The following is a 23500-nucleotide window of genomic DNA, read 5'->3' on the forward strand; positions in this document are numbered from 1 at the left end:
ATGACAGAGAACCAATGGCCCGAGGATTCGGCTTACCCGTCTCCACCTGCCACCCATGGAACCACAGGAGAACGTGAGCCAAGCACGTTCCCCAGCACGTTACCCACAGCAGCGCCGCAGACGGGTGATACGTACGGGACCTCCCGCACGGATGCAGCCAAGGAAGAAGCCGGAGATGTGGCGCGGACCGCGGCGGATTCCGCACAGAGTGTGGCTGAAACCGCCAAGTCGGAAGCGGCCAACGTCGCATCGGAGGCCAAAGCGAACACCAAGGAGCTCCTGCAGCAGGCCCGCTATGACCTCACCCAGCAGGCCAGCACGCAGCAGCAGAAGGTAGCCAGCGGCCTCCGGTCAGTCTCGGACGAACTGCACGCCATGGCCCAGGCGTCCGACCAGCCCGGGGTGGCCACCGACATGGTCCGCCAGGCAGCGGAACGTTCCTCGTCCGTCGCCGCCTGGCTCGACGGACGGGACCCGGGGTCGCTCCTGGACGAGGTCAAGAGCTTCGCCCGGCAGCGCCCTGGGACTTTCCTGCTCCTCGCGGCCGGCGCAGGAGTCCTTGCTGGCCGGCTCAGCCGCAGCCTGAGCGCCGGCGCACCAGAGTCCGCGTCGAATTACCCTGGCACGGGCGGCCAGCGCGGCGCGGGTCCTGGCGGCTACACGCCGTCGGCTGGTGGCACTGTCCCGCCCCCTCCGGTGCAGTTGCCGGGCCCGGCCACCAACACGGCAGGGTTCGACGGCGGCGCACCGGGGAGCAGCTACGGTGACCCTACGCGTCCCGCCAGTCCGTTGGACAGCCCGCAGCTCGCGGAGGAGTGGTCTGATGAGCGCCGCGACGACGATCCCTTGCGGGATGGCGCTTTCGCCGACGATCCTATGGCCAACGACCCCTTGACCCGGGACCGCTCCGCAGACGGCCAGGCTGGCAGGCTCTGATGAGCAGCCAGATACCTGCGCCTCCCCCGTCTGCGGCGCACGCTAAGGCGGACAACACGTCGTTGGGTGACCTGCTCGGCGAGGTGACGCGCGACCTGTCCACGCTGATGCGCCAGGAAGTGGAGCTTGCCAAGGCCGAACTCAAGGAATCTGCCAGCAAGGCAGGAAGGGGAGGTGGCATGCTGGCCGGCGCCGGCGTCGCCGTCCACTTCGTGCTCCTGTTCCTGTCGATCGCCCTCTGGATCGCGTTGGGCGGGCTGATGGGACTCGGCTGGTCCGCCGTCGTCGTCGCTGTCATCTGGGGCGTCATCGCCGCAGTGCTGGCGTCAGTGGGCCGCAGGGAGCTCAAAACTGTAAAGGGCATGCCCCAAACCGCTGAAACACTCCAGGAAATTCCCCCAACCCTAAAACCCGGTGAGGTAAAACCATGAGCGAGAACCCGGACGTTATCCGTTCAGATATTGAGGCAACCCGTGCCCGCCTGGGCACGAACGTGGACGCGGTGGCAGACAAAGTGACGCCGTCGAACATCGTCCATCGTCAGACAGACAAGGTCAAGGACGCCGTGTTCGGAGTGAAGGAGAAAGTCATGGGAACAGCCGACGACGCCACCGGCCGCGTGCACGGTAGCGCCCGCACCGACAGTGCAGGCAACGCCCTCAGCGAAGCCGGCGCTGCCATTGGTGACGCTCCGCACCAGGTGAAGGCCAAGACGCAGGGCAACCCGCTTGCTGCTGGGCTCATCGCTTTCGGCGCCGGCCTGCTTTTGTCATCGCTGGTCCCGGCGAGCGAGAAAGAGCGCGAAGCAGCTGAAGCCCTCAAATCCGCCGCCGAACCGTTGACCACCGAGCTGACCGAGGCCGCTAAGGAGATCGCTGAGGGCTTGAAAGAACCGGCGCGGGAAGCCATGGAGAACGTCAAGGCCACAGCAGCCGACGCGGCCGAACACGTCAAGACAGAAGGCCAGGTTGCGGCAGCGGACGTCAAAGACCGTGCCGCGGACGCGAGGGAGAACGTGCAGAACACGTAACGGCGACAGCCCCTGAGTGCGCCACGACCTTACGACTACAGCGCACAGACGGGCCGGTTCCACCTCCCCCCGGCGGAACCGGCCTGCTCCTTTTTCCAACACCGGGAGGACACCCCATGGCCACTCACGACGCACCCGAAACCAGCACCGCCAAGGCGGGCAGCGCTCCGGCGCCCGACGATTCCCGGAAACCGGATAGCCCCACTGACGTCACCAAACCGTCCTGGCAGTACATCGCCAAAAAGACGATCAGGGAGTTCAGCAAGGACCAGTGCCCCGATCTGGCGGCAGCCCTGACCTATTACGCCGTGCTTTCACTGTTCCCGGCGTTACTGGCGCTGGTTTCACTGGTAGGCCTTTTCGGCGATCCGGAAAAGACCAGCACGGCCCTGCTCGAAATCGTCCGGGGCGTTGCGCCCCCAGACACCGTGAACACCGTCAGCGGGCCCGTGCAGGAGCTCGCCGCCGCGCCTGCCGCCGGACTGACCCTGTTCGTCGGCCTGGCAGCTGCGCTGTGGTCAGCCTCCGGATATGTCGGAGCGTTCGGCAGGGCCATGAACCGCGTTTACGAAGTGGATGAGGGCCGCCCGTTCCTGAAGCTGCGCGGGACCATGCTGGCCGTGACGTTGCTGGCAGTGGTCACGGTGGCCGTCCTCGCCGGCTTGCTGGTGCTCAGTGGACCGGTCTCGGAGGCAGTCGGCGGGGCCATCGGGCTCAGCGACGCGTTCCTCACTGTCTGGAACATCGCGAAATGGCCCGTGATCGTGGCCCTGGTCACGGCTATCATCGCCATGCTCTACTACGCCACGCCCAACGTGAAGCAACCCAGGTTCCGGTGGATGAGCATCGGCTCGTTTATCGCCTTGCTGGTGTTCCTGCTGGCCTCGCTGGGTTTCGCCTTCTATGTGGCCAACTTCGGCAACTACAACAAAACGTACGGCGCGCTCGGCGGTGTGATCGTGATGCTGCTCTGGCTGTGGATCCTGAACATGTCGCTGCTGTTCGGGGCAGAGTTCGACGCCGAGATGGAGCGGGGACGGCAACTCCAGGCCGGAATCGAGGCCGAGGAGACCATCCAACTGCCGCCCCGGGACACCAAGAGGAGCGAGAAGATACAAGAGCAGGAGGAAGACGATATCCGGCGCGGGCGCGAGCTGCGTGAGCACCATCGGAACGGCGCGGAGCAGTCGGAACGGGACACCACCACGCGGGACTAGGCAGGGCACCCCACTTGGAGGAAAATCAATACCAGCAGATTCCCTCAGGTTTCCCGGGGCCGTGATGTCCCGGGTGTCAGGCGGGGTCGGCGGCGAGGTGGCCTCTTCTGAGACCGAGGCCAGTCCCCCCAGTCGTCGTCGGCCCCCTCAATGTGTCCGCTGCGCAGCGGCCATGTGGTTCCACCGTTTACGCTTCCTCAGCGTTCGAACGCCACCGCGGATTCCATGCCAAGGGACAGCAGATATGCGCCGAATCCCTGCGGCGCCCGGGCCTCGGTCCGCCCGGAGGTCACAACCCGGACCGTGTCCGTGGAAGTAATCCGGTACCCGTTGCGGCGTAGCTGTGCTGCCAGTGCCCGGTCCTCATGCGAGCGCTGGCGGGGAAAGCCACCAGCACCAATGTAGGCCGAGGCCCGTACCCCGAAATTCGCACCGTACACGTGGGGATGGTCCTCCCCCAGCTTATGCCGGACGTGCCAGCGCCGCAGGAGTTCGCCGTCCATCCCCGCCGGATCCGGTTCCACCGTTCCCAAGACTGCATCGGCGCCGCGGTCAGCCAGTTCCACTTGGCGCAGGAGCCAGTTTTCCGGAACGCAGGAATCGGCGTCTGTATTGGCCAGCCACACCCGTTCGGTGGCCAGCAGGCGGCCCGCCCGCGAACGGTCCGGCCAGCGTCCTGCGAGAAGCAGGTTGATCCCTGCCCGCCGGCTCCTCCCCACGCTGCGGAACGCGACCGGCAGCAGGGCGATGCGGCCATCCGCCGCTGCAAACCGTGCTGCCACGGAGCCCGAGCCGTCCGTGCAGGCGTCCAAAACCACCACTATGGCGAAGTCGATGTCCGGTTGGCTTTGCTGCAGCGCATCAGCTGCGCTACTGAGCGCTGCCAGCGCACGTGCCAGGTGCGGTTCCTCGTTATGGACCGGAATAACCGCGGCAACCTGCTCGATCCCGCCCATCTCAGGACACCGGAGGTCCGGGATCGGCGGCATCGGCGGGAGCCACGAGCGTTTCCAGCACAAAATCGCGTTCCTGGTACAGACCGGCGGTGGGCCACCGCAGCCGGTTCCGGGCCAGCGCGTGGACCGAGTCGCCGTCGAGCTCCCATCCGGAAACCGGGTGCCGCCAGTGGCACAGCAGCAGCGTGCCGCCCGGCGCCATCGATTCCTGGATCCGCTGCAGCAGCAGCTCCAGCTCTGCCGCCGACAGGTAGTAGCCCACCTCGGAGACCACCACGAGGTCAAAGCGGCCCCCGGGCCAGTCGGCAGGGAGCGTCAACTGCCGCGTGCTGACGCCGGGAAACGGCGCGAGACGGCGGGCCGCATGCTCAAGCGCGGTACCGCTGGCATCCACGGCAAGCAGGCTGGTGCATCTGGGGGCCAGTTCGGCGGTCAATGTTCCGATGGAGCAGCCGATTTCCAGGCCGGAAAGGTAGGTCTCCTGGGGCAGTGCGGCGAGGGTGAGGGTGCGCTTGCGCCGCTCGTACCAGCTGGTGGTGTACGCCCAGGGGTCATCGGACTCCGCGTGCACGGCGTCGAAGATCCGTTGCGCGTCCGCGCTGGAATGGGGAGGGGAGTGGACCAGTTGGGCCCCGGGCGGCGTCCAGGCGAATGTCTCAAAAGCGCGCCTGAAATGTTGCAGCAGCCCCTCGCCGAGGAGCACTTCGTCTCCGGCCAGCCCTGACAGCGGACGTATCTGGCTCGTGTGTGAGTCCATGGCGGATCTCTTCGCCGCCTGCTGTTCAGTACTTAGCGGAACGCGCGACCAGGACCGCCATGCAGGGTCCTCCGGGGAGGCCCACAGCCAGTACCAGATGGGATACTCCAGCAGGCCGTGCCCATCTTCGCCGGCGACGTCCGCGGCCACCTCGCCGAGGGCGTTGTGGTCCGCGTGCCCGTCATCCCGAAAGGGTGCCACAATTGCCAGCTGCTGCGGTGGGCCGGCGAATCGGCCAATGGCCTCGCGCAGCCGGTCGGCGATTTCCGGCGCCAGTTCCTGCAGGCCCCTGTCCGGCAACCCGAGGAAGCGCCAGCGTCCGGCCATCCCCAGGACTCGCATCGCCGCCGCAAACTCCTCAAGCCGGACGGCGGCGAGCTGTTCAGGCGTGGTTGTCGCCGAGTCCGGGTGCGAGCCCTCCCCCGCTGTGCACAGCAGCACCTCGACGTCGGCGCCCAGCGAGTGCAGCAGCGCCAGCAGGCCCCCGGCGCCCAGGGTCTCGTCGTCGGGGTGTGCAGCCAACACCACGAACCGCATGGCAGCCAGTTCATTTTGCCCCAACGGCAACTCCGCTATTGCGGCGAGCCCGCTCGCCGCCCAACGGGCCTCGGCAGTCCCCTGGTCCGTGTGCGAAAAAGTCACCACAGATGTTCCCCCTTCAGCGTCAGTTTTCCCAGCTGCGCGTCGTCCCGCATGGCATGGTGCTGGCGCACGTACAGCGCCAGGTCCGCCACGCGTTTGGCATACGGTTCGTCGAACGCCAGCGGCGCCGGTCCCCGGTTCTGGCTGACCAGGGAGAGGACGCGTTCGACGGCGGCCGCTACGGTTCCGCGTACGCGTAACGCATCGCTCCATACGCTCCCGTCCGTCCCCGTGTGCGCCCCTGGCTTCCAGGGGCTTTCCCTGGCTTCCGGGCTGCGGCCTCCAGTCTCCGGCGCATCGTCCCCGGTGGACAGGCCGCCGTCGTCAACAACTGTTGCCATTCGCGCCAGGTACTGGAGCGCGGCGGTGAGGATCCTGTCTGTTTCGCCGAGTGCAGCCAGGGCAATCTGGTCAGGTTCGCGGCCGGACCGGGCTGCGGCAGTCAAGGCCTCTTTGTAATCCCGTGCCACGCCCACGGCGCCCCCGAGCCAACAGGCAGCTACCCCCATGCCACCCCAGGCAAATCCGGGCCGGCTGAAATACCAGCCGTCGCTGCCCAGTTGCTGTGCGGGCACTTGGCTGAAATGGACCGTACCGCTGGGAATCTCCCGCAGCCCGCGGGCCACCCATGCCGGCTCGTCACAGGTCACGCCCGGATGCCGGAGGTCCACAGCAAAGGCGGCTCGTCCGCCGGTTTCTGTGTGGGCAGTGATAACGGCCCGGTCCAGGAGCGTGGCCAGTGAACACCACGGCTTGGACCCGCTTAAGAGAATTCCGGCGTCGCCGGTCTTGGCTTCGAGGCGAAGCCCCGGGCCTTCGGCGGCAAACACTCCCCATGCCCCCGCGCGATCGGCCGGATCGTGGCCCGCCCGATAGTTCCCTGCCTGGGCAAGGATCGCTTGGGCATCCACATGCGGTTCGAAGACACGCCCGGCGGCAACGTCCACGGCGGAGACGGAAGCGAGCAGCTCCCAGAGATGGGCAGTATGCCCGCCCCCTGGCTGCGGCCAGTTGCCTCCTGCCTCCCGGGCCAACGACAGCAACGCGGGAACGTCGCCTGCCGCGGAGGCCACGGAGTCGAGCAGGGGAACTGTCCAAGCCAGTTCGGATTGAGTTGAGATCATGCGGACAGGCCGCTGGGGCGATGCAGACATTCTGGCGTTTCTCCGGCCTGACCTACGTTGCCGCCGGGTCCGTGACGGCGGTGGACGGCGTCATGGTTTCGGCGTTGACCATCCACGCCAGCTGTTCCAGGCGTTCGATGCCGGCATGCAGCAAGTCGGCGCTGGTGGGATCCTCTTCGTCCACCTCATCGTGGACATCCCGCATGGTCTTCACCGTCCGCTCCAGCCTGGCCGTGACCAGCTTGACGGCCTCCTTCGTGGAAATCAGCCCGCCGGTGAGCTCATCAAGGCGTGTGTCTGCGGCTACGGTCCGGCTCCGCCCGTCGGGCAAGGCGTGCAGTGCCCGCATCCGCTCTGCCGTCTGGTCGGCAAACAGCCGGACACTGGCGATGATTTCGTCCAGTTGCAGGTGAAGGTCTCGGAAGTTGGTGCCCACGATGTTCCAGTGGGCCTGTTTGGCCTGGAGATGGAGCTCAATCAGGTCCGTGAGGACCATCTGAAGGTTGCTGGCAAGGGTGGGTGACGCTTTCATCGTGTTCCTCCAGTGCAGGCGGCTCCGGACGGAGCATTGGCCGGACAGTCATTCTAAGCATACTTAGCAATTGACGAATGTCCCGGTGGCGCTGTGCGCTCAGCGGACGCGTGCCAGGGCAAACCCGTCCCAGCCTTTGGAGCCGACAGTCTGGATCACGGTGGCGTCGAGCTGCGGGTGCTGGCCCAGCAGCTCCAGGGCGCTGATGATCCCCGGGGCGTTGACCTGGTCCATGGAAGGATCCAGCACGGCACCCTCCCAGACGGCGTTGTCCAGGACCACTGTGGTTCCCGGCCTGCCCAGGCGCACGGCCCATTCGAGGTACGCGACGTCGTTTTCCTTGTCCGCATCGATGAACACAAAATCGAACGGCTCCTGGCCCTCCGCCTGCAGCGCGGCCAAAGTGTCCAGGGCAGCGCCCACGCGGACCTCTACCTTGTCCCCCAACCCGGCCGCCTCCACATTCGCCTTGGCGATGTCCGCGTGCTTGGCGAGATATTCGCACGTCACCAGCCGGCCGCCGTCGGGCAGTCCCTGCGCCATCCAGATGCTACTGAACCCGGCCAGGGTGCCGATCTCCAGAACCCTCCGGGCGCCGGACAGCTGAACCAGGAGCTTAAGCAGCTTGCCGGCGTTGGGCGTGACTTCAATGGGCGGCATCCCGGCGTCGACGGCGGAGCGCACCGCCTGCTGGAGCGCAGCGTCCGGATGCACCACTGTAGCTGTGAGGAAGTCTTCCACGGCCACCCACCCCGGCTGGGTCTTGTGCTCAAACATGGCCACAGTCTGGCACGCGGGCATGCGCCGGTCCAGGACTCGGCGCAGGAAACCTGCTTAGGAACCGTCTGAGAGTGCCTCTTCGAGGCGGTCAACCTTGGCGCTGAGCTCGCCCTTGTAGCCAGGCCGGATGTCCGCCTTGATGACCAGTGAGACACGGCTGCCAAACTCTCCCACGGCTTCGGTGGCGCGCTTGACGACGTCGAACACCTCGTCCCATTCGCCCTCGATGGTGGTGAACATTGAGTCCGTCTGGTTGGGCAGGCCCGACTCCCGGACGATCCGCACGGCGGCCGCAACGGCGTCGTGCACTGAAGCGTCGGTGGGACGCGATCCCCCGGCGGGCGTACCGGACGGGGCGACTGAAAATGCAAGCAACATAGGGCAAGTCTGTCATGCAGCCCAACCCTGAACGGGTTTGGCGAGGCCGGCAAAGCGTCACATAGCCGGCTACCCTCCGGTAACCATGATGGCTGCCTGCCGCATTGCTAACCTGAACGAATGAGCATTGCTGTCGTCCGCAAGCCACTACGTGCAGACGCTGCCCGGAACGTGGACAAGATCGTCCTGGCCGCGCGCCAGTGCTTCCGGGAGCATGGTCCCGAGGTTCCACTCCAGACCATTGCGTTGACGGCGGGCGTTGGCCCGGCCACCCTGTTCCGGAACTTCGCCGACAAGGAGGAACTGGTCCTGGCCGCCCTCAACCGGCAGCTTCGCGAGACCGTGGACCCCGTCATGGCGGGCGCATTGGCTGACATCGACGCAACCGCGGGGCTGCTGCGCGTCCTCGAAGCCCTCATGGCCGCGGCCAGCGCTGATGCCAACCTGCTGGGCGCCGTTGCGGGCCGCCGCGAACTCCTCACCGGCATCACCGGCTCACTGATGGATTCCATGAGCGTCCTGCTGGGCCGCGGCCAAGGTCAGGGCACCCTGCGTTCCGATATTTCCATGACTGACATGTTCCGCCTGCTCGCCATGCTGATCGGCGTTGTGGACACCATGGAACCGGGTTCCGATGCCTGGCGCCGCCCCTTGGCACTGATCGAGGACGCCATCCGCGCGGAACGGCCCCACCGCCCGTTGCCCGCGCATGTACCGCTGCCCGCTCCGCAGCTACAGGGTCCACAGTTCACCTGACACCCCCCGCCTGACCAACCGCCGGGCCGGCTAAGCACTCGCCTGCACAGAGCCCCCGTCGCCCCATTGTTGGTGTCCCAAGGTTGGATTAGACTCGGGTAGGGTTACGCAGCCAGCCTCTGAATCTTCAGAGGGAGCAACAGTGAAACAACCGCGGCGCAACCAATCCAACGCCATCGTCCGCCGATGAACCAGGCTGACCTGTCCCGGCTCATCCACGACCCCCTCGGCCCGGAGAAGATCCTTCCTTCGTTGGCAGCGGAAGACCTGGCCAATCTGCTGGACACCCTCTTCCAAAACCTCGACACTCCCACCCCAGTGTTCGGTGCGCAGGTTTGGTACGAGCTGGGAGTTGAAGAAAGCGCCCGCCGGATCGGGTCGCCAGAGGATGAACAAACGGCCTGACCGGCCTACGGCTGGGGTTCTGCGGGCGGGGTTTCCTGGCGCCCGGCGCTGTCTTTCCCCTCCGCCCCGGGGTGTTCCTTGCCATGCTTGTGCGGGTCATGATCGTAGTCGTGGGGCACATGCTCCTTGGCCTCCACCAGATGCTGCTGCAGCTTCTCCTCTGCGTCGCGACGGCGACGGGAAGTATCCCGCAGTTCCCGCGTCGATTCGGAGACACTGGTGTCGTACACCGGCCGCGGCTTCGGGTCCGAACCCTTGGGGTCGTCGGTTCCGCTGCCCGGATCGGGCGCGTTGGGATCGGGCTGATCATTCATCTAAGGGGCTCCTTTGGGCGTTGCAAACTGCGTCACGCCGACATTTTTCCGGCCTTCAGCCGTCCGGTTCCGTTTCCCGGTTTCGGACTTCGGCCCGAACCGCCGCGTGCAGGGCGGCCATATTCGCTCCCTGGCCGAGGTCCAGGGCCCGTCTTATGCGCCCGGAAAGTAAATCCAGGTCCTCGGGCGGCAGGTCGGCCAAGGACCGGAACCGGGTAAAGAAGCGCTTGACCGGCAGTCCTGCTCGCCTACCACCAGATGCCTGACGGCGGGCTTTGATGGGTCTTGAACCGACTGGATGCAGCCTTATCTCCATGGTCAGCGCTCTCACGAGAGTCCACGGCCAACTGCATAGCCAGGCCCATGCTACAACGCATGTGAACCGCACCACCAGTAGTTTGATGCCGGTTTCACAGGATGGACGGTCAGTTCCAACCGATCAGCCGCAGCAGGGCTGCAGCACCGGCACCCACCACGACCACCACGAGGAAGGGCGCCCGAAAGGCCAGTGCGACGGCCGCGGCGGCGAGGGCTCCCAGCCGCGCGTCGGCGGCCAGCGTCTGGCCGGACGCCACAGTGTTGACGATGGTCAGCGATGCCAGCAGTCCGATGGTCATGGTGCCGGCAATACGCGACATCCGGGGGTCCTTCAGCAGTTTTGCCGGGACGAAATAGCCCACCAGTTTCCAGGCGTAGGCAAGGACGCACGCCAGCAACAACCAGATCCAGAGATTCATGTGCCCGCCTGCCCTGCCTGCCCGTGGCCGTCCCCGTGCTTGTCCCGATGCGTGTCCGGTTCTTTGTCCCGGCGCGTGTTGTTGATCCGGTCCCGGCGCCCGTGGTGCGGGTGGTAGGGATCCACGTCCGGTTCCAGGCCTTCATCACTGCGTCCGTGGCTGAACCAGCCGATCAGCGCAGCCACGACAGCGGCAATCAGGATGGGCACGCCCGCGGGAACGAACGGCACGGCCACCACCGTGGCCAGGGCGCACACCACAGCAATCGCCGCCGGTTCCCGGCCCTTGAGCCGAGGCCACAGCAGGGCTAGGAATGCGGCCACCGCTGCACCGTCCAGGCCCCACTGCTTGGGATCGCCCAACCCGCTGCCCGCGAGGGCACCCACTGCGGTGAACAGGTTCCAGAGTATGTAGATGCCAATGCCGGCCGTCCAGAAACCCCGGAGTTGCTCACCAGGATCAGTCTGCCCGCTGCTGGTGGCGGTCGACTCGTCGATGGTGACCTGCGCTGCGACGTACCGCCGCCAGCCTGTCGGATGCAGGAGGGCGTTGAGCTGCATGCCGTAGATGCCGTTCCGCATGCCCAACAGCGTGGCCGCGCTCATGGCGGCAATACCGGATCCTCCGCCCGCCACCACACCGATGAACGCGAACTGGGAGCCGCCGCTGAAGAGCAGCAGGCTGAGCGCCATGGTTTGCCAGAAATCAAGTCCGGAGGTGACAGACAGTGCGCCGAAGGAAATTCCGTAAAGCCCCGTTGCAATGCTGATCGAGATCCCCACCCGCACGGCGGGCGAGGCGAGCAGCTTCATCGCCGTCGTCCCGGTTTCCGCAGGCTCCAGGCCCACAGGATCAGCGGCACCTGGAGCGGCAGCCTGACAGTATGCACGTTGCGCTGCGCCGGCGAACCGGCAGGGCCATACGCGCGGCGAAGGGCGTCCAGGTGCCCGGCCAGGAAGACCGCGAACATAGCCGTAACGGCGGTGGCAGCAGCCTGCCGCGTCACCGGGATCAGGAGGCCGACGGCGGCGCCCGCCTCCAGCAGTCCGCTCACCGCAATCCATTCCTCCCGTGACATGACGGCCAAGGGCCGATTGCCGCCGTCGGGCGCCGGTGCTTCGCTCCCGTGCGGCGACGCGCCAAGAGCACCCGGAATCTCGCGGCAAAGGTAGTCAGGGACCACCTGTTCGAAGAATTTTGGCTCGCGGAAGTGCTTCATGGCGCTGGTCATCAGCAGCGCGCTCATGGCCGCCGCGGAGACGATTTGGGTGGCCCGGGCGGACCAGCGAAAAGGCATGGGTCCACTCAATCACAGCGCCGCTCCGGCGGCTAAACAGCAGAGGCCTAAACAACACAGGCAGACAGCACAGGCTCAGGAGGGCAGCTGCACATGTTGCCCGCTCGGTTGGAGCTGCGCCAGTACACTGGCAGGTTTGTTCGTGGTAATTTCGTGGATCCCCAGTCCCTGGCAGAGCGCCACGTCCCGCTCGGAATCCACGGTCCACACGCGGAAGCGGCGGCCGGATTCCAGCCAGCGCTGCACCGTCCGTGCGTGCTCGCGGACGTACATGATGCCCGGCCCCGCGAGTCCCACCTCGCAGTCATCCAGGATGCGTTCGCCTTCCAACTGCGCCGCCTTCATCAAATTGGCGATTGCGCCGCCTGTCAAGAGGCCCAGGCTCAGTTCGTCGCGGAGTTCGTCGACGTCGATGTCGTCCACCAGCTGGCAGATGAATTCGGCCGGCACACTCCGGAGCAGATGCTTCACCGAATCGGGGCTGAAGCTCATGAAGGTCACCCGGACGTTGTCCACCCTCGAAGTTCCGGCGTCCCAGCCTTCTGCCCGGAGTACGTCCAGCACACGGTCTTCGAGTTTCAGCTGATAGGGGCTGGGGTGCTTGAGCTCGATGGCCAGTCCGATGGGCCGGCCAACGCCGCGCAAAATGTTTAGGAGTTCCGGCAGGGTCAGGAGCTGCTCAGACCGGGCACCGTATTCCTCCGGGATCCGGGCGCCCTTCCAGGACGAAAAGTCCAGCAGCCGCAACTCCGCCAGCGTTCGGTCCGCAACGGGCCCGGTCCCGTCCGAGGTCCGGTCCAGGTTGGCGTCATGCAGCAGTACGGCGTGCTGGTCCCGGGTGAGGTGGACGTCGCACTCAACCCCGTCTGCGCCGTCGACTATCGCCTGCAGGTAAGCGGCGCGTGTGTGCTCGGCAAATGCCGCGCTGGCGCCCCGGTGAGCAAAAACCAGTGGCCTTTCCGGCTCAGACTCCTCGAATGTCATGAGGACACGCTAGCGGACGCTGCCCGGCGGCGCGGGGCTAGGCTGGGCACATGCAGGTGAACTCTGAGCCAACTACCCGCCAGCCCCCGCCCGGGCCCCCAGATCCCGCGTCGCGGTCCCCCAAGGCCAGTGCCGCCGTCGCCGGTCATCAGCTCAGCGCCGGGGACGCCGAAAAGGCGGCAGCGCTGCGGAAAATGAAGCTTCTGGCGCTGGGACTCCTCATTGCTATGGCGGTCATCTTTGTCTTCGCGTTCGCGCTGCAGAAGGAGTATCCGTGGCTGCAGTATGTCCGTGCCGCGGCCGAGGGCGGCATGGTGGGCGCGCTGGCCGACTGGTTCGCCGTCACCGCGCTCTTCAAGTACCCCATGGGCATCAAGATCCCGCACACCGCCATTATCCCGCGCCGCAAGGACCAGATCGGGGCGTCGCTGGGTGAATTTGTGGAGACCAACTTTCTGTCGGAGCAGGTGGTCCAGGACAAGCTGGCCAGCGTAAACGTCGCCGGGAAGGCCGGCCAATGGCTTGCCGGGCCGGGTGGCGCCGAGCGGGTGGCGAAGGAGGGTGCCGCCGTCATCCGCGGTGCGTTCAAGGTGTTGAACGACGACGATGTCCAGGCGGTCATCGAGGGAATGGTGCGTAAGCACCTGCTGGCTCCGCCGTGGGGACCGCCCGTAGGCAGGATGGCGGAACGGATTTTTGCCGACGGGCACCACCACAAGCTGGTGGACCTGCTGGTGGACCGCGCCGCGGATTGGGTGGACGACAACCACGAAACCGTCAGCCGGCTGGTCTCGGACCGCTCCCCCACCTGGGTCCCGCAGTTTGTGGACGGGCTGGTGGGCGACAAGGTTTACGTGGAGATCCTTAAGTTCGCGCGCGCCGTGCAGTCCGATCCGAACCACCAGGTGCGGCAGCAGATCGACAAGTACCTGAACGACCTCGCGCAGGATCTTCAGCATGATCCCGTCATGATCGCCCGGGCCGAGGACATCAAGGCACAGGTTCTGGGAGACCCCGAGGTCCGCGAGCTGGCCTCCCGCACCTGGGGAACCGTGAAGAGCGCCCTGCTGTCTGCGGTGGACGATCCGGACAGCGAGCTGACGGTGCGGTTCAAGGCCGCAGTTCGCGATTTCGGCTCACGGCTGGTGAACGACGCCGAACTTGCCGGCAAGGTCAACGCCTGGATCGGCGACGCCGCCGGCTACCTGGTGCGGACCTACCGCTCCGACATCGCAGGCGTGATCACCGATACCGTGGCCCGCTGGGATGCCGAGGAAACGTCGCAGAAAATCGAACTCCAGGTGGGCAAGGACCTGCAGTTCATCCGGATCAACGGCACGGTGGTGGGTTCACTGGCCGGGCTGGCCATCTTCAGCGCGGCGCACCTGGTCTTCGGCTGATCTGGCCCTTCCAAAAGCAGTGGGCTGACTACGCGAAGGACTCCAGCTGAACGCCGGCCGCTTCGAGTCCGGCGCGAACACCGGCGGCCATCTCCACGGCCCCGGGGGTGTCGCCGTGGATGCACAAGGAGTCGGGCCTGACCTGAACCACCGTGCCGTCGACTGCGACAACTTCGCCCTTCGTCGCGAGCCGCACGGCCCGCTCAACGATCGAGTCGACGTCGTGCAGGACCGCACCCTCCTGGGAGCGCGGCACCAGGGTCCCGTCCGCCTGGTAGGCGCGGTCCACAAAGGCCTCAACAAACACCGGGTGGCCGGCTTCCTTGGCCTGGATCAGCAACTGCGAGCCGGGCAGCCCGAGGATCGGCAGCCCGGGGTCGTAGGCCTGGATGGCGGCGACCACGGCAGAGGCCTGCTCGGCATCGTGAACCAGGCGGTTGTACAGGGCGCCATGCGGCTTGACGTAGTCAACGGAGGCACCGACGGCGTGCGCCACGCCGTCGAGCGCGCCCAGCTGATAGAGCACGTCGCCGAAGAGCTCGTCGAAGGACATGTCCAGGGAGCGGCGGCCGAACCCGGCCAGGTCCCGATACCCCACGTGCGCACCGACGGTCACATCAAGTTCGAAAGCGGCGCGGCAGCTGTCCAGCATGGTGATGGGGTCACCGGCGTGGAAGCCGCAGGCCACGTTGGCACTCGTCACGAGCCGGAACATCGCGGCGTCGTCCCCCATGTTCCACGAGCCGAACGATTCGCCGAGGTCAGCGTTAAGATCCAAGGTTGTTGCCCTCCAGAGTAAGTTTGTCCGGTTCCGCCGCCGTGGCCATAAGCTCCCCTGGGACAGTGTCCGGCATGGGGCCAAAAGCTTCCTTGGCGTTAGCCACCACGGCGCGGCCCATTATGAGGTTACCGGCACCGCCCACCACCGCGCCGATGCCGAACGGAAGCGCCCGGCCAAGCAGCGCAGTGCCCTGGCGTTTGAGCAGGTTCTTGAGGAAGGCCTTCTGGATCTTGTTCCGAATGGCACCGAAGCCCGATGGCATGGACTTGGTCAGCGCGTTGCCCCACGCCTGCGTCTGGCTGGCTCCCTTGCCCATGGCCTGGCCGCTCAGCGTTCCCAGCAATGCCGTGCCTTCTTCGCCCAGCATGATGGCCATGACCATGGTGCTGGCCTTTTCCGGGTTGGTCAGCCGGATGCCATGGAGTTCCGCCAGCGACGTGGCATAGAGAGCTGTGGCTTCCAGGAATCCAACGGTAGCCGCAGCGGAGAGGCCCAGGGAAGCCACGGTTCCGACGCCGGGAACAACGGCAGTTGCGCCAACGATTGCACCGCCGCCAGCCACCGCCCGAAGGTAGTCGCGTTCGAGGATCTCCGCGAGCTTGGCGGCACTGGCGCGCGGGTGTTTTCGTTGCAGCCGCCGGACGTAGGCGAGCACCAGGGGCCGCTGGATTTCGACTGCCCGGAGGAGAACGTTGTGGACGCCGGGTTTCGGTTTGCCGTCGGAGTCGAACACCGCGTTGTGGGCGGTCTCCTGTGCGATACGTACTGCGGGATTTCTGCGCCTGGCCATGGTCACCTCTGCTTCGGTACTGCTCGTGTCCGCCGGCAGTTTTTGGCTGCGGCCCTGCCTTAACACTAAGGGTGCTTAAGACTAATGCGGTTCCGGCCCCAACCGAACCATGCCTCTGAGTTACACCAAGAACCGTCCGAGCCTAGATGTGGGCTGTCGCCATGGTCTTACCAGGTGATCCACCTCGGCGGCGGACCGCTGGAACTGTCCCTGGTGGCCACTGCCGGCAGCATCGGCCTGCTGCTTTTGTCCTCGCCGGCGGGATCGCCATGGCTGGCTGCAGCTGTGGCACCTTGCCGTGGGAAGCTTTGTCCTGGGCGTGGGCGTGGGCGGGGCCGCCGGCTAGCTGGTGACCGCGTCCCTGAAACTGCCGCGCCGCTACCTCACGGTCATAATGGTGTCCTGGGGTGCGGGCAGCCTGCCACTGGCCACCGTCGGTATTCTGGACAACTTCTGGACCATGGCCGCCGCGATGTTTGTGTTCGGGTCAACCGGCAGTGTGGGCATGGTCATCTGGGGCACGCTGCTGCAACGACGCGTGCCCAGCCACCTGATGGGACGTGTGTCCAGCCGCGACTTTTTTGTGTCCCTCGCGCTGATGCCGGTCTCCATGGCGCTGGCCGGACCGGCTGCGGAGGTCTTCCCCATTTGGGCGATTTTCCTTGCCGCCGGCGTGGTCTGCCCCGTGCTGGCGGTGATCGCCATGATCGCTGCCCGGATGCCCGCCGACGAACTGGCCCACCCTTTGGACAAGCCAGCAGACGTGGAACGCACGACGGCGGCAGGAGACTGACGCTTCAGCTTCACCTAAGGCGCGCAGTCACTTCAGGCGCGAACCCCCACAATGGGGAGGCTCGCCGTCGGGGGTCCGCTGGGGAAGACAGTGCGCTCCGGACACACAACAGGCTCCAGGGCAATCCGGACCGCGTCTGCGCCAATGGTGTGCACCTGGCCGCGGACATCCACGTCGAGCGGTCCGCCGCTGCGGATGCTGAGGGTGAGTGCACCGGCGTCGAGCTCCGCCAGCAGCAGCCGTCCTTGGATCTTCAGGTGGAAGGACAATGCCTCCCACTCCGCCGGAAGCCTCGGATCGAAGAACGGCAGGTGGCCCTGGTCCCGGAGCCCGGCAAAGCCGGAGACAAGCGAGCTCCAGACTCCCCCGGCGGAGGCGATGTGCACGCCGTCGATGGTGTTGCCATGGGTGTCGTCCAGGTCGATGAAAACGGCGTTCGTAAAGTGCTCCAGGGCAGCTTCGGGGTGACCCACCTCGGCAGCCATGATTCCCTGCACGCAAGCCGAGAGGGTGGAATCGCCGGTGGTGATGGGGTCATAGAAATCGAACGCCCGGCGCTTCTCCTCAGCGGAGAAATCCTGCCACTGCAGGAACATGGCCAGCACCGTGTCTGCCTGCTTCAGTACCTGGTGCCGGTAGATCACCAGCGGGTGGAAGTTCAGCAGCAGCGGGTACTTGGACCGGGGAGTGGTCCAGTCCCACGGCTCCAGGGTCATGAAGTCGTTGTCCTGCGAATAGACCTGCAGGTCATCGTCGAACGGCAGCTGCATGCGGTTCGCTGCCTGCTCCCACAGCTCGCGTTCCGCGTCGTCGATCTCCGGGTGGTCCAACGCTGCGGCGGCGCGGAGGTTAAACCGGGCCATCACATTGGTGTAGAGGTTGTCATTGACAACGGCCGTGTATTCGTCCGGACCGGTAACACCGTGGATGTGGAATTGCCCGTCCTTGCCGAAGAAGCCCAGGGAGCTCCACATGCGGGCGGTTTCGATCAGCAGTTCGGCGCCCATGCCTCCGCGGAAGGTTTCGTCGCCGCTGGCCCACAGGTAGCGGTTGGTGGCGAAGGCGATGGCGGCTGCGATGTGGAACTGCGCGGTGCCGGCGGCGTAATAGGCGCTGGCTTCAAGGCCGTTGATGGTGCGCCACGGGAACAGCGCGCCGTCCACGCTGAGCTCCTTGGCCCTGATCTTGGCGGCCGGCAGCATGTCATGCCGGAACTCGAGGACCTGGCGGGCGCCGTCGGGGTTGGTGTACGTGAGGTAGGGCAAGAGGTAGACCTCCTGGTCCCAGAAATAGTGCCCCTCATATCCTGAGCCTGTGACGCCCTTTGCGGGGATGCCTGCGATGTCGGCCCGAGCGGTGGCCTGGGCCAGCTGGAACAAGTTCCAGCGGATGGCCTGCTGGAGTTCGGGCTGGCCACCCACCACGATGTCCGAGGTGGCCCAGTACGCGCGGTAGTGCTCGCTGCTCTCGGTGAAGATGTCCTCCACAGTCCGGAGCCCGGCTTCGGCGGCCTCCGCGGCGTCCCGCACCGAGTCCTGGACACCGCGGCCCGCTGCGTAACTGACGCTCTTTTCCAGCCGGAACGGCTCCTGGGCACCTACTGCCAGGACGTAGCGGACGCTGCTTTCATCCTCGCCCGCCACAGTCTCGAAAGGCTGGTGCCCGGCCGAGGTCCAGTGGTCCACGGCGATTCCTACGCGCTGCCCGGATTCCGCCGCTTCCCAGGAGAGTCGGAGCGAGCCGTCGCCGCCGTCGGTCCTTACCGGCAGGAGGACCCGGCCGGCGTGCCGGCCTGCCCGGCGCGGGTCGTGCGCCGAGTGGTCCTCCACAGGCTGGTCCTGGCGGTTGATGACGGACGACGTCACGTCGGCGGAAACCTCGCGGTCCGAAGCCACTTCCAACGAGATGCCCAGGCTGCCGCGTGAGGCGAAGCCCACGGCGCGGCGTTCAGTGGTGGTCACCGTGGCGCCGGACCGGCACAGCCAGGTGATCCGGCATTCGTAGATGCCGGTGGCGAAGTCAACGGAGCGGCGGTAATCCAGGACTGTCGATTCGGCGAGCATGAGGCTCTCACCGTCGATGACCACTGTGAAGTTGTTCGCATCCGGGATGTAGATGATCCGCTGTCCGGTCCGCGCGAAACCGAATGCATTCTCGGCGTGCTTGATATCCCAGATCTCGTGCAGGCCATTGATGAAGCTGCCCGGAAGATCGGCGTCCGCGGCCGCCCAGTGCGCGCCGCGGATACCCAGATGCCCGTTGCCAAGGGCAAAGAGCGTTTCCAACGTGCCCGCGCTGCCCGGCTGGTGGCGTGTTTCCACAAGCTGCCAGGGGGTGTTGGGGAACCGTTCACGGTCCGCGGTGATAAGAGCCATGGTGTTGGGGTCCTTTGGCGTTGTGCGGTGCGGGGAGGTGCTTCGTGCCTGAGGCCGGGGAGCGTCAGGCAGCGATTGGCGTTAGAGGAGCTCGTTGAGGTCGTTGACCACACGCGTGGCCCCGGCGTCGAGCAGGGTCTGCCGGCCGGCGCCGCGGTCCACGCCGATCACCGAGTGGAAGTGCCCCGCGTGTCCGGCCTGGACGCCCGAGACGGCGTCCTCAACCACCACGCATTCTTCGCTGGGCAGGCCCAGCAGTTCCGCGGCGTACTGGTACGTGGCCGGGCTCGGCTTGCCGGGGAGGCCTTCGGCCGCAGCCACGACGCCGTCAACCACTATTTCGAAGTGCCCGTTCAAGCCTGCGGCCTTCAGGACAGCCGGAGCATTCCGGGACGAGGAGACGACGGCGACCTTGAGTCCGCGGTCCACCGCGGCTTCCAGGAAGCGCACCGAGCCTGCAAACGGCTCGACGCCGGCGCTGACGATGTCGTTGAAGATCTTGTTCTTGCGGTTGCCCAGCCCCTGGACGGTGGCATCGGCGGGGTCCTGCCGGGTGGCATCCTGCTCGGCGCCCTCGGTGGACGCATGACCGGCAGTGCCGTCACTTGGCGCACCTTCGGGCAGCACGATGCCGCGGGACGCCAGGAAGTCCCGGACGCCGTCGAACCTGGGCTTGCCGTCGATGTGATCGAAGTAGTCGTCCTCGCGGTAGCCGGGCACATCCGGACGGGACGCCAGGAAGCCCTCGAAAAGTTCCTTCCACGCCTGTTCGTGGACAGTGGCCGTGGGGGTCAGCACGCCGTCGAGGTCGAACAGGATGGCGGAGGCGGTGGTCCAGCTGGTGCTTCGGGTGTTCAGAACGTCAGTCATGCGCGGTGTCCTTTCAGACGGCGGGCCACAGACGGGTGTCACGGGCGGGTTCTCACTGGGCGGTAGGTAAGTAGGCAGAAAAGCGGAGCGGGCCGAAAATCGGGGGCAGCAAGGAGGGGCCGAGCACGAGCGGGGAGGGCGGCCACGATGCCGCCGGGTCAGCAGGGGCGGCTGAGGGCCAGGGTGAAAACCCCGGCGGGCCGGTGGGCTGCTGTTGAATGTCTGCTTCCATCATGGGCGCCTTGGCACGGCCTGACAACTTGGCGGACGCGGGCCGGCGGCGCAAGGCAGGCAGGAGGCATGGCACGTGGCATGTGTCCGGCTTCCCTTTCCGATGGTTTCAGTGGCCCGCAATGGTGGGCCACCGACGAGTGTAAGCGCTTACAAATTTGGCGTGCAACTGTTTTTTCTCATGTTGCGATACCGGGCACACGCCGTGCGGGTACGGTTTTCAGCCCGGCATGCCGTTGAGTGGAGCAGGCAGTCAGCCGAGCACGTAGTGGCGCAGGAAGGCGCTGACGTCCACCATCTCCATCTTGCTCATGGCGTGGCCCATGCCCGGATATGTCCTGGCGGTCAGCCGGGTGTTTTCGTTCAGCCATTGTTCGGTGTAGGTCGTTGCGTCCTCATTGATCACCAAGTCCGCCTTGTCCCGACCCCAGAAGAAGGGCGGCGGGGCCGTGAAGGATTCGGTCAGCGACAGCAGTTCGCTTTCCAGCACAAAACCGGAGAGGCCCACCGTTGCCTGGTAATCCGCGGGATGCAGGCGCAGCAGCGTGCTGGCCATGGCCATTCCCTGGGAATAGCCCAACAGACTGACGCTGCTGTGCTGGCCCCGGACGGAGTTGATCCACGCCTGGACGGTGTTGGTGGCGGTGATGACATCCGCGAAATCGTTGGCCAGGAAGTAGTCCAGGAGGAACCAGCCGTAGTGGTCGCCGATCACCATGGGCGCCCGCAGCGCGGCACAAGTGAACTCGGCCGGGAGGTATTCAAACAGCCGAACCATCCGGGACTCGTCCGTGCCGTAGCCATGCATCATGACCAGCAGCGGCGTGCCGCCCCGTTCAGCCTCCGGTTTGGACCAAACAACAGTCTCCATCAGATCAGCCTAACGAGCGCCAGGCTCCTGAACAGCCAAGACGCTGGCGCGCCCCGGGCGGCCCAATCATTGAATCGCGCCCCGACGGGCTGTAGCGTGAGCGTAAGACAGCATGCTTATCAACTTTGGCATCACACGTATTCGAACTAAGGAGCAAGTCATGAGAATCGGTTCCTCTATATTCCTTATTGCACTCGGTGCCATCCTGGCCTGGGCCGTAGCCCCGGGGTTGATTCCCTTTGTGGACCAAGCCTTGATTGGCTACATCCTGATGGCGGTTGGCGTAATCGGGCTGATCGCCTCCCTGATCCTGGCCTCACCGGGCCGCAGCCGCCGGGTCAGCGAAACCCGGTCGGTAGTTGATCCCAACACCGGCGAGCGCATCACCCGCAACGAAAGCCGCGACGGCGGCATCTAGGCTTCAAACCACCCGGAAGCCGGGCCAGACCGCGAAGGTCTGGCCCGGCTTTTGCGTTTCCGGCCTAACCCAGGCCTAACCCAGCTCGCCCCGCCCCGCGAGTTTTTGTCCACTTATCGGGACTTTCGGTCCGTTCGGCGCGCAATATGTGGACAAAAACTCCCTGGGATTCTGTGTTTTTATGGTTTTCATTGACAAACCAACATAGACAAAGATAAAGTCAAGTAATTCAACATCATGTGATGCCAGTCACTGGATTCAGGGCTGGGGATTCAGCACTTTACGCAATGGAGGGTACGTGTTTGCCGAGGAGCGCCAGCAGAAGATAGCCGAGCTTGTTGCCGGCACCGGCCGGGTGAGCGTGACCCTGCTGGCTGAGCGTTTCCGCATCACCACCGAAACTGTCCGCCGCGACCTGGCCGCCCTCGAAAGCACCGGCACTGTGCGCCGTGTCCACGGCGGAGCGGTTTCCGCCGACCGCTTCAGCACCACCGAGGAAAGCATCAACGAACGGACCATCCAGCGCCCGGACCAGAAGGTGCGCATCGCCCAGGCGGCCCTCGCCCTGATCCCCCAGGCCACGTCCGGCAGCATCCTGCTCGACGCCGGTTCCACCACTGAAGCGTTGGCCGACCTTCTCGCCCGGCGCACCGCCGTCGAGCCTTCCACTACCGGACCCGGCGCCGAACTGGTAGTCATCACCCACGCCGTCCCCATCGCGGCGAAGCTGTCCAGCGCGTCCGGCATCGCCCTCCAAATCCTCGGCGGCCGGGTGCGCGGGCTCACCCAGGCCGCCGTGGGGCAGGCAACTGTGGAAGCGGCGCAGCGGTTGCGCCCCGACGTCGCTTTCATCGGCACCAATGGCATCCACGCCAGCTTTGGCCTTAGCACTCCCGATCCTGAAGAAGCCGCCGTCAAGGCGGCCTTCGTCCATTCGGCGCACCGCATCGTGGTGCTGGCCGATTCCTCCAAGCTGGACGTGGAAACCCTGGTCCAGTTCGCCTCCCTGAAAGATCTGGACACCTTGATTACAGACAGCGAGCCCAGCCCCGAACTCGCGGCAGCCCTGACCGAGGCCGGCGTTGACGTGGTGATCGCATGATTGTCACCTTCACGGCCAACCCCAGCCTGGACCGCACGGTGGCCCTGCCAGGCCCCCTGGAACGCGGCGAAGTCCAACGCGCGGTCTCGGTCAGCCAGGAATCCGGCGGCAAGGGCGTCAACGTATCACGGGCCCTGGTTGCCTCCGGTCTGGAGACCATCGCGGTGCTTCCGGGCGCTGAAAGTGACCCCGTCCTCGCGGGACTGCTCCACGATGGCGTGCCGTTCGCGGCCCTTCCCATCGACGAGCCGCTGCGCACCAACGTGGCACTCACCGAGCCGGGTGGCGTGACCACCAAGATCAACGAGCCCGGACCCATCATGGATGCAGACCAGCAGGAAGCCCTGATCTGCCTGCTGCTGGAACGCGCCCGCGGCGCCAGCTGGGTAGTCCTGGCAGGTTCCCTGCCTCCCGGCTTCCCGGCCGACTTCTACGCGACCGTCACCCGGCGGCTGCGGACTGCGGCCGACGGCGGCGCCCCGCTGATCGCCGTCGACTCCTCCGGCGGCCCGCTCGTCGCCGCAGTCTCAGGCATCTCGCCGGACGGCACGGCGCAGCATGGTACTTCACAGGACGGTGTGTCCGGGAAACCGGACCTCCTCAAACCCAACGCCGAGGAACTGGCGGAACTGGCTGCTGCAGCCGGCTTCGCCACGGCGTCCACCGCAGACGAACTGGAAGCGGATCCGGAGGCTGCCGCGGCAGCCGCCGCCGCCGTCGTGCGTTCAGGTGTGGGTGCTGTGCTGGCAACTCTCGGATCCAAGGGAGCTGTCTTGGTAACGGCCGACGGCGCGTGGCTGGCCACGCATCCGCCGGTCGCCGCGGTCAGTACGGTCGGTGCGGGCGATTCATCGCTGGCTGGCTATCTGCTCGCCCACGGCCAGGGCGCCGCCCCGGCCGATTGCCTCCGTCAGGCAGTGGCACATGGTGCCGCCGCCGCCTCCCTGCCGGGTTCCACTGTCCCGGCAGTCCACCAAACCACCCCGGATGCCGTAACCATCACGGCTCTTCGAAAGGATTGACA

The 23500-nt window shown here is 66.0% G+C and carries 26 protein-coding genes and 1 pseudogene; 11 read left to right on the forward strand and 16 right to left on the reverse strand.

Features of this window, described 5'->3' with window-relative positions; all coding sequences use genetic code 11:
- The 4 genes from DAD99_RS06565 to DAD99_RS06580 all read left to right on the forward strand — a co-directional run bounded on the left by DAD99_RS06565 (position 1) and on the right by DAD99_RS06580 (position 3183).
- Complete coding sequence (locus tag DAD99_RS06565; RefSeq protein ID WP_193340845.1) at positions 1–936, forward strand: hypothetical protein; 936 nt, start codon at positions 1–3, stop codon at positions 934–936.
- The gene (locus tag DAD99_RS06570) at positions 936–1367 is read left to right on the forward strand and encodes a phage holin family protein (protein ID WP_193340846.1); all 432 of its coding nucleotides are present in this window, start codon (positions 936–938) and stop codon (positions 1365–1367) included. The genes DAD99_RS06565 and DAD99_RS06570 overlap by 1 nt, the downstream gene beginning before the upstream one ends.
- A complete protein-coding gene (locus DAD99_RS06575; protein WP_193340847.1) occupies positions 1364–1966 on the forward strand; it encodes a DUF3618 domain-containing protein in 603 nt (200 codons plus the stop codon). The genes DAD99_RS06570 and DAD99_RS06575 overlap by 4 nt, the downstream gene beginning before the upstream one ends.
- A gap of 116 nt (positions 1967–2082) precedes the next feature.
- On the forward strand, positions 2083–3183 hold the full coding sequence (locus DAD99_RS06580) for a YihY/virulence factor BrkB family protein (protein ID WP_193340848.1): 1101 nt from the start codon (positions 2083–2085) through the stop codon (positions 3181–3183).
- 197 nt (positions 3184–3380) lie between these two features.
- On the opposite strand, the gene DAD99_RS06585 is transcribed toward DAD99_RS06580, so the two are convergent.
- The 6 genes from DAD99_RS06585 to DAD99_RS06610 form a co-directional block, all read right to left on the reverse strand.
- Positions 3381–4139 (reverse strand): glycosyltransferase family 2 protein, encoded by a 759-nt coding sequence (locus DAD99_RS06585; protein ID WP_227007732.1) that lies wholly within the window; start codon positions 4137–4139, stop codon positions 3381–3383.
- Position 4140: 1 nt separating this feature from the next.
- Complete coding sequence (locus tag DAD99_RS06590; RefSeq protein WP_193340850.1) at positions 4141–5541, reverse strand: bifunctional PIG-L family deacetylase/class I SAM-dependent methyltransferase; 1401 nt, start codon at positions 5539–5541, stop codon at positions 4141–4143.
- Positions 5535–6692, reverse strand: a complete 1158-nt coding sequence (locus DAD99_RS06595) for a hypothetical protein (protein WP_193340851.1) — start codon at positions 6690–6692, stop codon at positions 5535–5537. The genes DAD99_RS06590 and DAD99_RS06595 overlap by 7 nt, the downstream gene beginning before the upstream one ends.
- A 22-nt stretch (positions 6693–6714) precedes the next feature.
- A complete protein-coding gene (locus tag DAD99_RS06600) occupies positions 6715–7194 on the reverse strand; it encodes a Dps family protein (protein WP_193340852.1) in 480 nt (159 codons plus the stop codon).
- A 99-nt stretch (positions 7195–7293) separates the two neighbouring features.
- Positions 7294–7971 (reverse strand): O-methyltransferase, encoded by a 678-nt coding sequence (locus DAD99_RS06605; protein ID WP_193340853.1) that lies wholly within the window; start codon positions 7969–7971, stop codon positions 7294–7296.
- A 57-nt stretch (positions 7972–8028) separates the two neighbouring features.
- Complete coding sequence (locus DAD99_RS06610) at positions 8029–8352, reverse strand: thiamine-binding protein (protein ID WP_141139239.1); 324 nt, start codon at positions 8350–8352, stop codon at positions 8029–8031.
- Between the two features lie 120 nt (positions 8353–8472).
- Here DAD99_RS06610 and DAD99_RS06615 point away from each other — a divergent pair, with 120 nt between their 5' ends.
- The gene (locus DAD99_RS06615) at positions 8473–9108 is read left to right on the forward strand and encodes a TetR/AcrR family transcriptional regulator (RefSeq protein WP_193340854.1); all 636 of its coding nucleotides are present in this window, start codon (positions 8473–8475) and stop codon (positions 9106–9108) included.
- 186 nt (positions 9109–9294) lie between these two features.
- Positions 9295–9513 carry a hypothetical protein gene (locus DAD99_RS06620; protein ID WP_185262350.1) on the forward strand — a complete coding sequence of 73 codons (219 nt, stop codon included), beginning with the start codon at positions 9295–9297 and terminating at the stop codon, positions 9511–9513.
- A gap of 5 nt (positions 9514–9518) precedes the next feature.
- On the opposite strand, the gene DAD99_RS06625 is transcribed toward DAD99_RS06620, so the two are convergent.
- The 5 genes from DAD99_RS06625 to DAD99_RS06645 all read right to left on the reverse strand — a co-directional run bounded on the left by DAD99_RS06625 (position 9519) and on the right by DAD99_RS06645 (position 12845).
- Entirely contained in the window at positions 9519–9827 is a 309-nt protein-coding gene (locus tag DAD99_RS06625) for a hypothetical protein (RefSeq protein ID WP_193340855.1), read from the reverse strand.
- A 425-nt stretch (positions 9828–10252) separates the two neighbouring features.
- Positions 10253–10564, reverse strand: a complete 312-nt coding sequence (locus DAD99_RS06630; RefSeq protein WP_193340856.1) for an AzlD domain-containing protein — start codon at positions 10562–10564, stop codon at positions 10253–10255.
- Positions 10561–11376, reverse strand: a complete 816-nt coding sequence (locus DAD99_RS06635; RefSeq protein ID WP_193340921.1) for an AzlC family ABC transporter permease — start codon at positions 11374–11376, stop codon at positions 10561–10563. The genes DAD99_RS06630 and DAD99_RS06635 overlap by 4 nt, the downstream gene beginning before the upstream one ends.
- Entirely contained in the window at positions 11373–11861 is a 489-nt protein-coding gene (locus tag DAD99_RS06640; protein ID WP_193340857.1) for a hypothetical protein, read from the reverse strand. Before DAD99_RS06640 ends, DAD99_RS06635 begins: the two co-directional genes overlap by 4 nt.
- A 75-nt stretch (positions 11862–11936) precedes the next feature.
- Positions 11937–12845: a glycerophosphodiester phosphodiesterase family protein gene (locus DAD99_RS06645; RefSeq protein ID WP_193340858.1), complete on the reverse strand. Its 909-nt coding sequence runs from the start codon at positions 12843–12845 to the stop codon at positions 11937–11939.
- A 50-nt stretch (positions 12846–12895) separates the two neighbouring features.
- Between DAD99_RS06645 and DAD99_RS06650 the strand changes: the two genes are divergently transcribed.
- On the forward strand, positions 12896–14245 hold the full coding sequence (locus tag DAD99_RS06650; RefSeq protein WP_193340859.1) for a DUF445 domain-containing protein: 1350 nt from the start codon (positions 12896–12898) through the stop codon (positions 14243–14245).
- Positions 14246–14273: 28 nt separating this feature from the next.
- Here the strand turns inward: DAD99_RS06650 and DAD99_RS06655 are convergent, their stop codons facing one another.
- Both DAD99_RS06655 and DAD99_RS06660 read right to left on the reverse strand, forming a co-directional pair.
- Entirely contained in the window at positions 14274–15023 is a 750-nt protein-coding gene (locus DAD99_RS06655) for a LamB/YcsF family protein (protein WP_193340860.1), read from the reverse strand.
- A complete protein-coding gene (locus tag DAD99_RS06660; protein WP_193340861.1) occupies positions 15013–15816 on the reverse strand; it encodes a hypothetical protein in 804 nt (267 codons plus the stop codon). The genes DAD99_RS06655 and DAD99_RS06660 overlap by 11 nt, the downstream gene beginning before the upstream one ends.
- Positions 15817–16123: 307 nt before the next feature.
- Here DAD99_RS06660 and DAD99_RS06665 point away from each other — a divergent pair.
- Positions 16124–16609: pseudogene (locus DAD99_RS06665) on the forward strand (MFS transporter); the annotation flags it as partial.
- Positions 16610–16641: 32 nt separating this feature from the next.
- Here DAD99_RS06665 and DAD99_RS06670 read toward each other — a convergent pair.
- The 3 genes from DAD99_RS06670 to DAD99_RS06680 form a co-directional block, all read right to left on the reverse strand.
- On the reverse strand, positions 16642–18984 hold the full coding sequence (locus tag DAD99_RS06670) for a glycoside hydrolase family 65 protein (RefSeq protein ID WP_193340862.1): 2343 nt from the start codon (positions 18982–18984) through the stop codon (positions 16642–16644).
- Between the two features lie 81 nt (positions 18985–19065).
- Positions 19066–19854 (reverse strand): HAD family phosphatase, encoded by a 789-nt coding sequence (locus DAD99_RS06675; RefSeq protein WP_193340863.1) that lies wholly within the window; start codon positions 19852–19854, stop codon positions 19066–19068.
- Between the two features lie 484 nt (positions 19855–20338).
- Positions 20339–20956 carry an alpha/beta hydrolase gene (locus DAD99_RS06680; protein ID WP_193340864.1) on the reverse strand — a complete coding sequence of 206 codons (618 nt, stop codon included), beginning with the start codon at positions 20954–20956 and terminating at the stop codon, positions 20339–20341.
- 160 nt (positions 20957–21116) lie between these two features.
- Here DAD99_RS06680 and DAD99_RS06685 point away from each other — a divergent pair, with 160 nt between their 5' ends.
- From DAD99_RS06685 to DAD99_RS06695, 3 genes are all read left to right on the forward strand, one after another.
- The gene (locus tag DAD99_RS06685) at positions 21117–21374 is read left to right on the forward strand and encodes a DUF6458 family protein (protein WP_185262338.1); all 258 of its coding nucleotides are present in this window, start codon (positions 21117–21119) and stop codon (positions 21372–21374) included.
- Positions 21375–21672: 298 nt separating this feature from the next.
- Positions 21673–22476, forward strand: a complete 804-nt coding sequence (locus tag DAD99_RS06690; RefSeq protein ID WP_193340865.1) for a DeoR/GlpR family DNA-binding transcription regulator — start codon at positions 21673–21675, stop codon at positions 22474–22476.
- On the forward strand, positions 22473–23498 hold the full coding sequence (locus DAD99_RS06695) for a 1-phosphofructokinase family hexose kinase (protein WP_193340866.1): 1026 nt from the start codon (positions 22473–22475) through the stop codon (positions 23496–23498). The genes DAD99_RS06690 and DAD99_RS06695 overlap by 4 nt, the downstream gene beginning before the upstream one ends.
- Positions 23499–23500: the final 2 nt, after the last annotated feature.

Origin of the sequence: Pseudarthrobacter sp. AB1, assembly GCF_014926485.1 — a bacterium.
Taxonomy (GTDB): domain Bacteria; phylum Actinomycetota; class Actinomycetes; order Actinomycetales; family Micrococcaceae; genus Arthrobacter.

What these genes read in the sequence shown, in the direction of transcription:
- DAD99_RS06565 (WP_193340845.1), top strand. Translation starts at nt 1, where the DNA reads ATGACAGAGAACCAATGGCCCGAGGATTCGGCTTACCCGTCTCCACCT.
- DAD99_RS06570 (WP_193340846.1), top strand. Translation starts at nt 936, where the DNA reads ATGAGCAGCCAGATACCTGCGCCTCCCCCGTCTGCGGCGCACGCTAAG.
- DAD99_RS06575 (WP_193340847.1), top strand. Translation starts at nt 1,364, where the DNA reads ATGAGCGAGAACCCGGACGTTATCCGTTCAGATATTGAGGCAACCCGT.
- DAD99_RS06580 (WP_193340848.1), top strand. Translation starts at nt 2,083, where the DNA reads ATGGCCACTCACGACGCACCCGAAACCAGCACCGCCAAGGCGGGCAGC.
- DAD99_RS06585 (WP_227007732.1), bottom strand. Translation starts at nt 4,139, where the DNA reads ATGGGCGGGATCGAGCAGGTTGCCGCGGTTATTCCGGTCCATAACGAG.
- DAD99_RS06595 (WP_193340851.1), bottom strand. Translation starts at nt 6,692, where the DNA reads ATGTCTGCATCGCCCCAGCGGCCTGTCCGCATGATCTCAACTCAATCC.
- DAD99_RS06600 (WP_193340852.1), bottom strand. Translation starts at nt 7,194, where the DNA reads ATGAAAGCGTCACCCACCCTTGCCAGCAACCTTCAGATGGTCCTCACG.
- DAD99_RS06605 (WP_193340853.1), bottom strand. Translation starts at nt 7,971, where the DNA reads ATGTTTGAGCACAAGACCCAGCCGGGGTGGGTGGCCGTGGAAGACTTC.
- DAD99_RS06610 (WP_141139239.1), bottom strand. Translation starts at nt 8,352, where the DNA reads ATGTTGCTTGCATTTTCAGTCGCCCCGTCCGGTACGCCCGCCGGGGGA.
- DAD99_RS06615 (WP_193340854.1), top strand. Translation starts at nt 8,473, where the DNA reads ATGAGCATTGCTGTCGTCCGCAAGCCACTACGTGCAGACGCTGCCCGG.
- DAD99_RS06620 (WP_185262350.1), top strand. Translation starts at nt 9,295, where the DNA reads ATGAACCAGGCTGACCTGTCCCGGCTCATCCACGACCCCCTCGGCCCG.
- DAD99_RS06625 (WP_193340855.1), bottom strand. Translation starts at nt 9,827, where the DNA reads ATGAATGATCAGCCCGATCCCAACGCGCCCGATCCGGGCAGCGGAACC.
- DAD99_RS06630 (WP_193340856.1), bottom strand. Translation starts at nt 10,564, where the DNA reads ATGAATCTCTGGATCTGGTTGTTGCTGGCGTGCGTCCTTGCCTACGCC.
- DAD99_RS06635 (WP_193340921.1), bottom strand. Translation starts at nt 11,376, where the DNA reads ATGAAGCTGCTCGCCTCGCCCGCCGTGCGGGTGGGGATCTCGATCAGC.
- DAD99_RS06640 (WP_193340857.1), bottom strand. Translation starts at nt 11,861, where the DNA reads ATGCCTTTTCGCTGGTCCGCCCGGGCCACCCAAATCGTCTCCGCGGCG.
- DAD99_RS06645 (WP_193340858.1), bottom strand. Translation starts at nt 12,845, where the DNA reads ATGACATTCGAGGAGTCTGAGCCGGAAAGGCCACTGGTTTTTGCTCAC.
- DAD99_RS06650 (WP_193340859.1), top strand. Translation starts at nt 12,896, where the DNA reads ATGCAGGTGAACTCTGAGCCAACTACCCGCCAGCCCCCGCCCGGGCCC.
- DAD99_RS06660 (WP_193340861.1), bottom strand. Translation starts at nt 15,816, where the DNA reads ATGGCCAGGCGCAGAAATCCCGCAGTACGTATCGCACAGGAGACCGCC.
- DAD99_RS06670 (WP_193340862.1), bottom strand. Translation starts at nt 18,984, where the DNA reads ATGGCTCTTATCACCGCGGACCGTGAACGGTTCCCCAACACCCCCTGG.
- DAD99_RS06675 (WP_193340863.1), bottom strand. Translation starts at nt 19,854, where the DNA reads ATGACTGACGTTCTGAACACCCGAAGCACCAGCTGGACCACCGCCTCC.
- DAD99_RS06680 (WP_193340864.1), bottom strand. Translation starts at nt 20,956, where the DNA reads ATGGAGACTGTTGTTTGGTCCAAACCGGAGGCTGAACGGGGCGGCACG.
- DAD99_RS06685 (WP_185262338.1), top strand. Translation starts at nt 21,117, where the DNA reads ATGAGAATCGGTTCCTCTATATTCCTTATTGCACTCGGTGCCATCCTG.
- DAD99_RS06695 (WP_193340866.1), top strand. Translation starts at nt 22,473, where the DNA reads ATGATTGTCACCTTCACGGCCAACCCCAGCCTGGACCGCACGGTGGCC.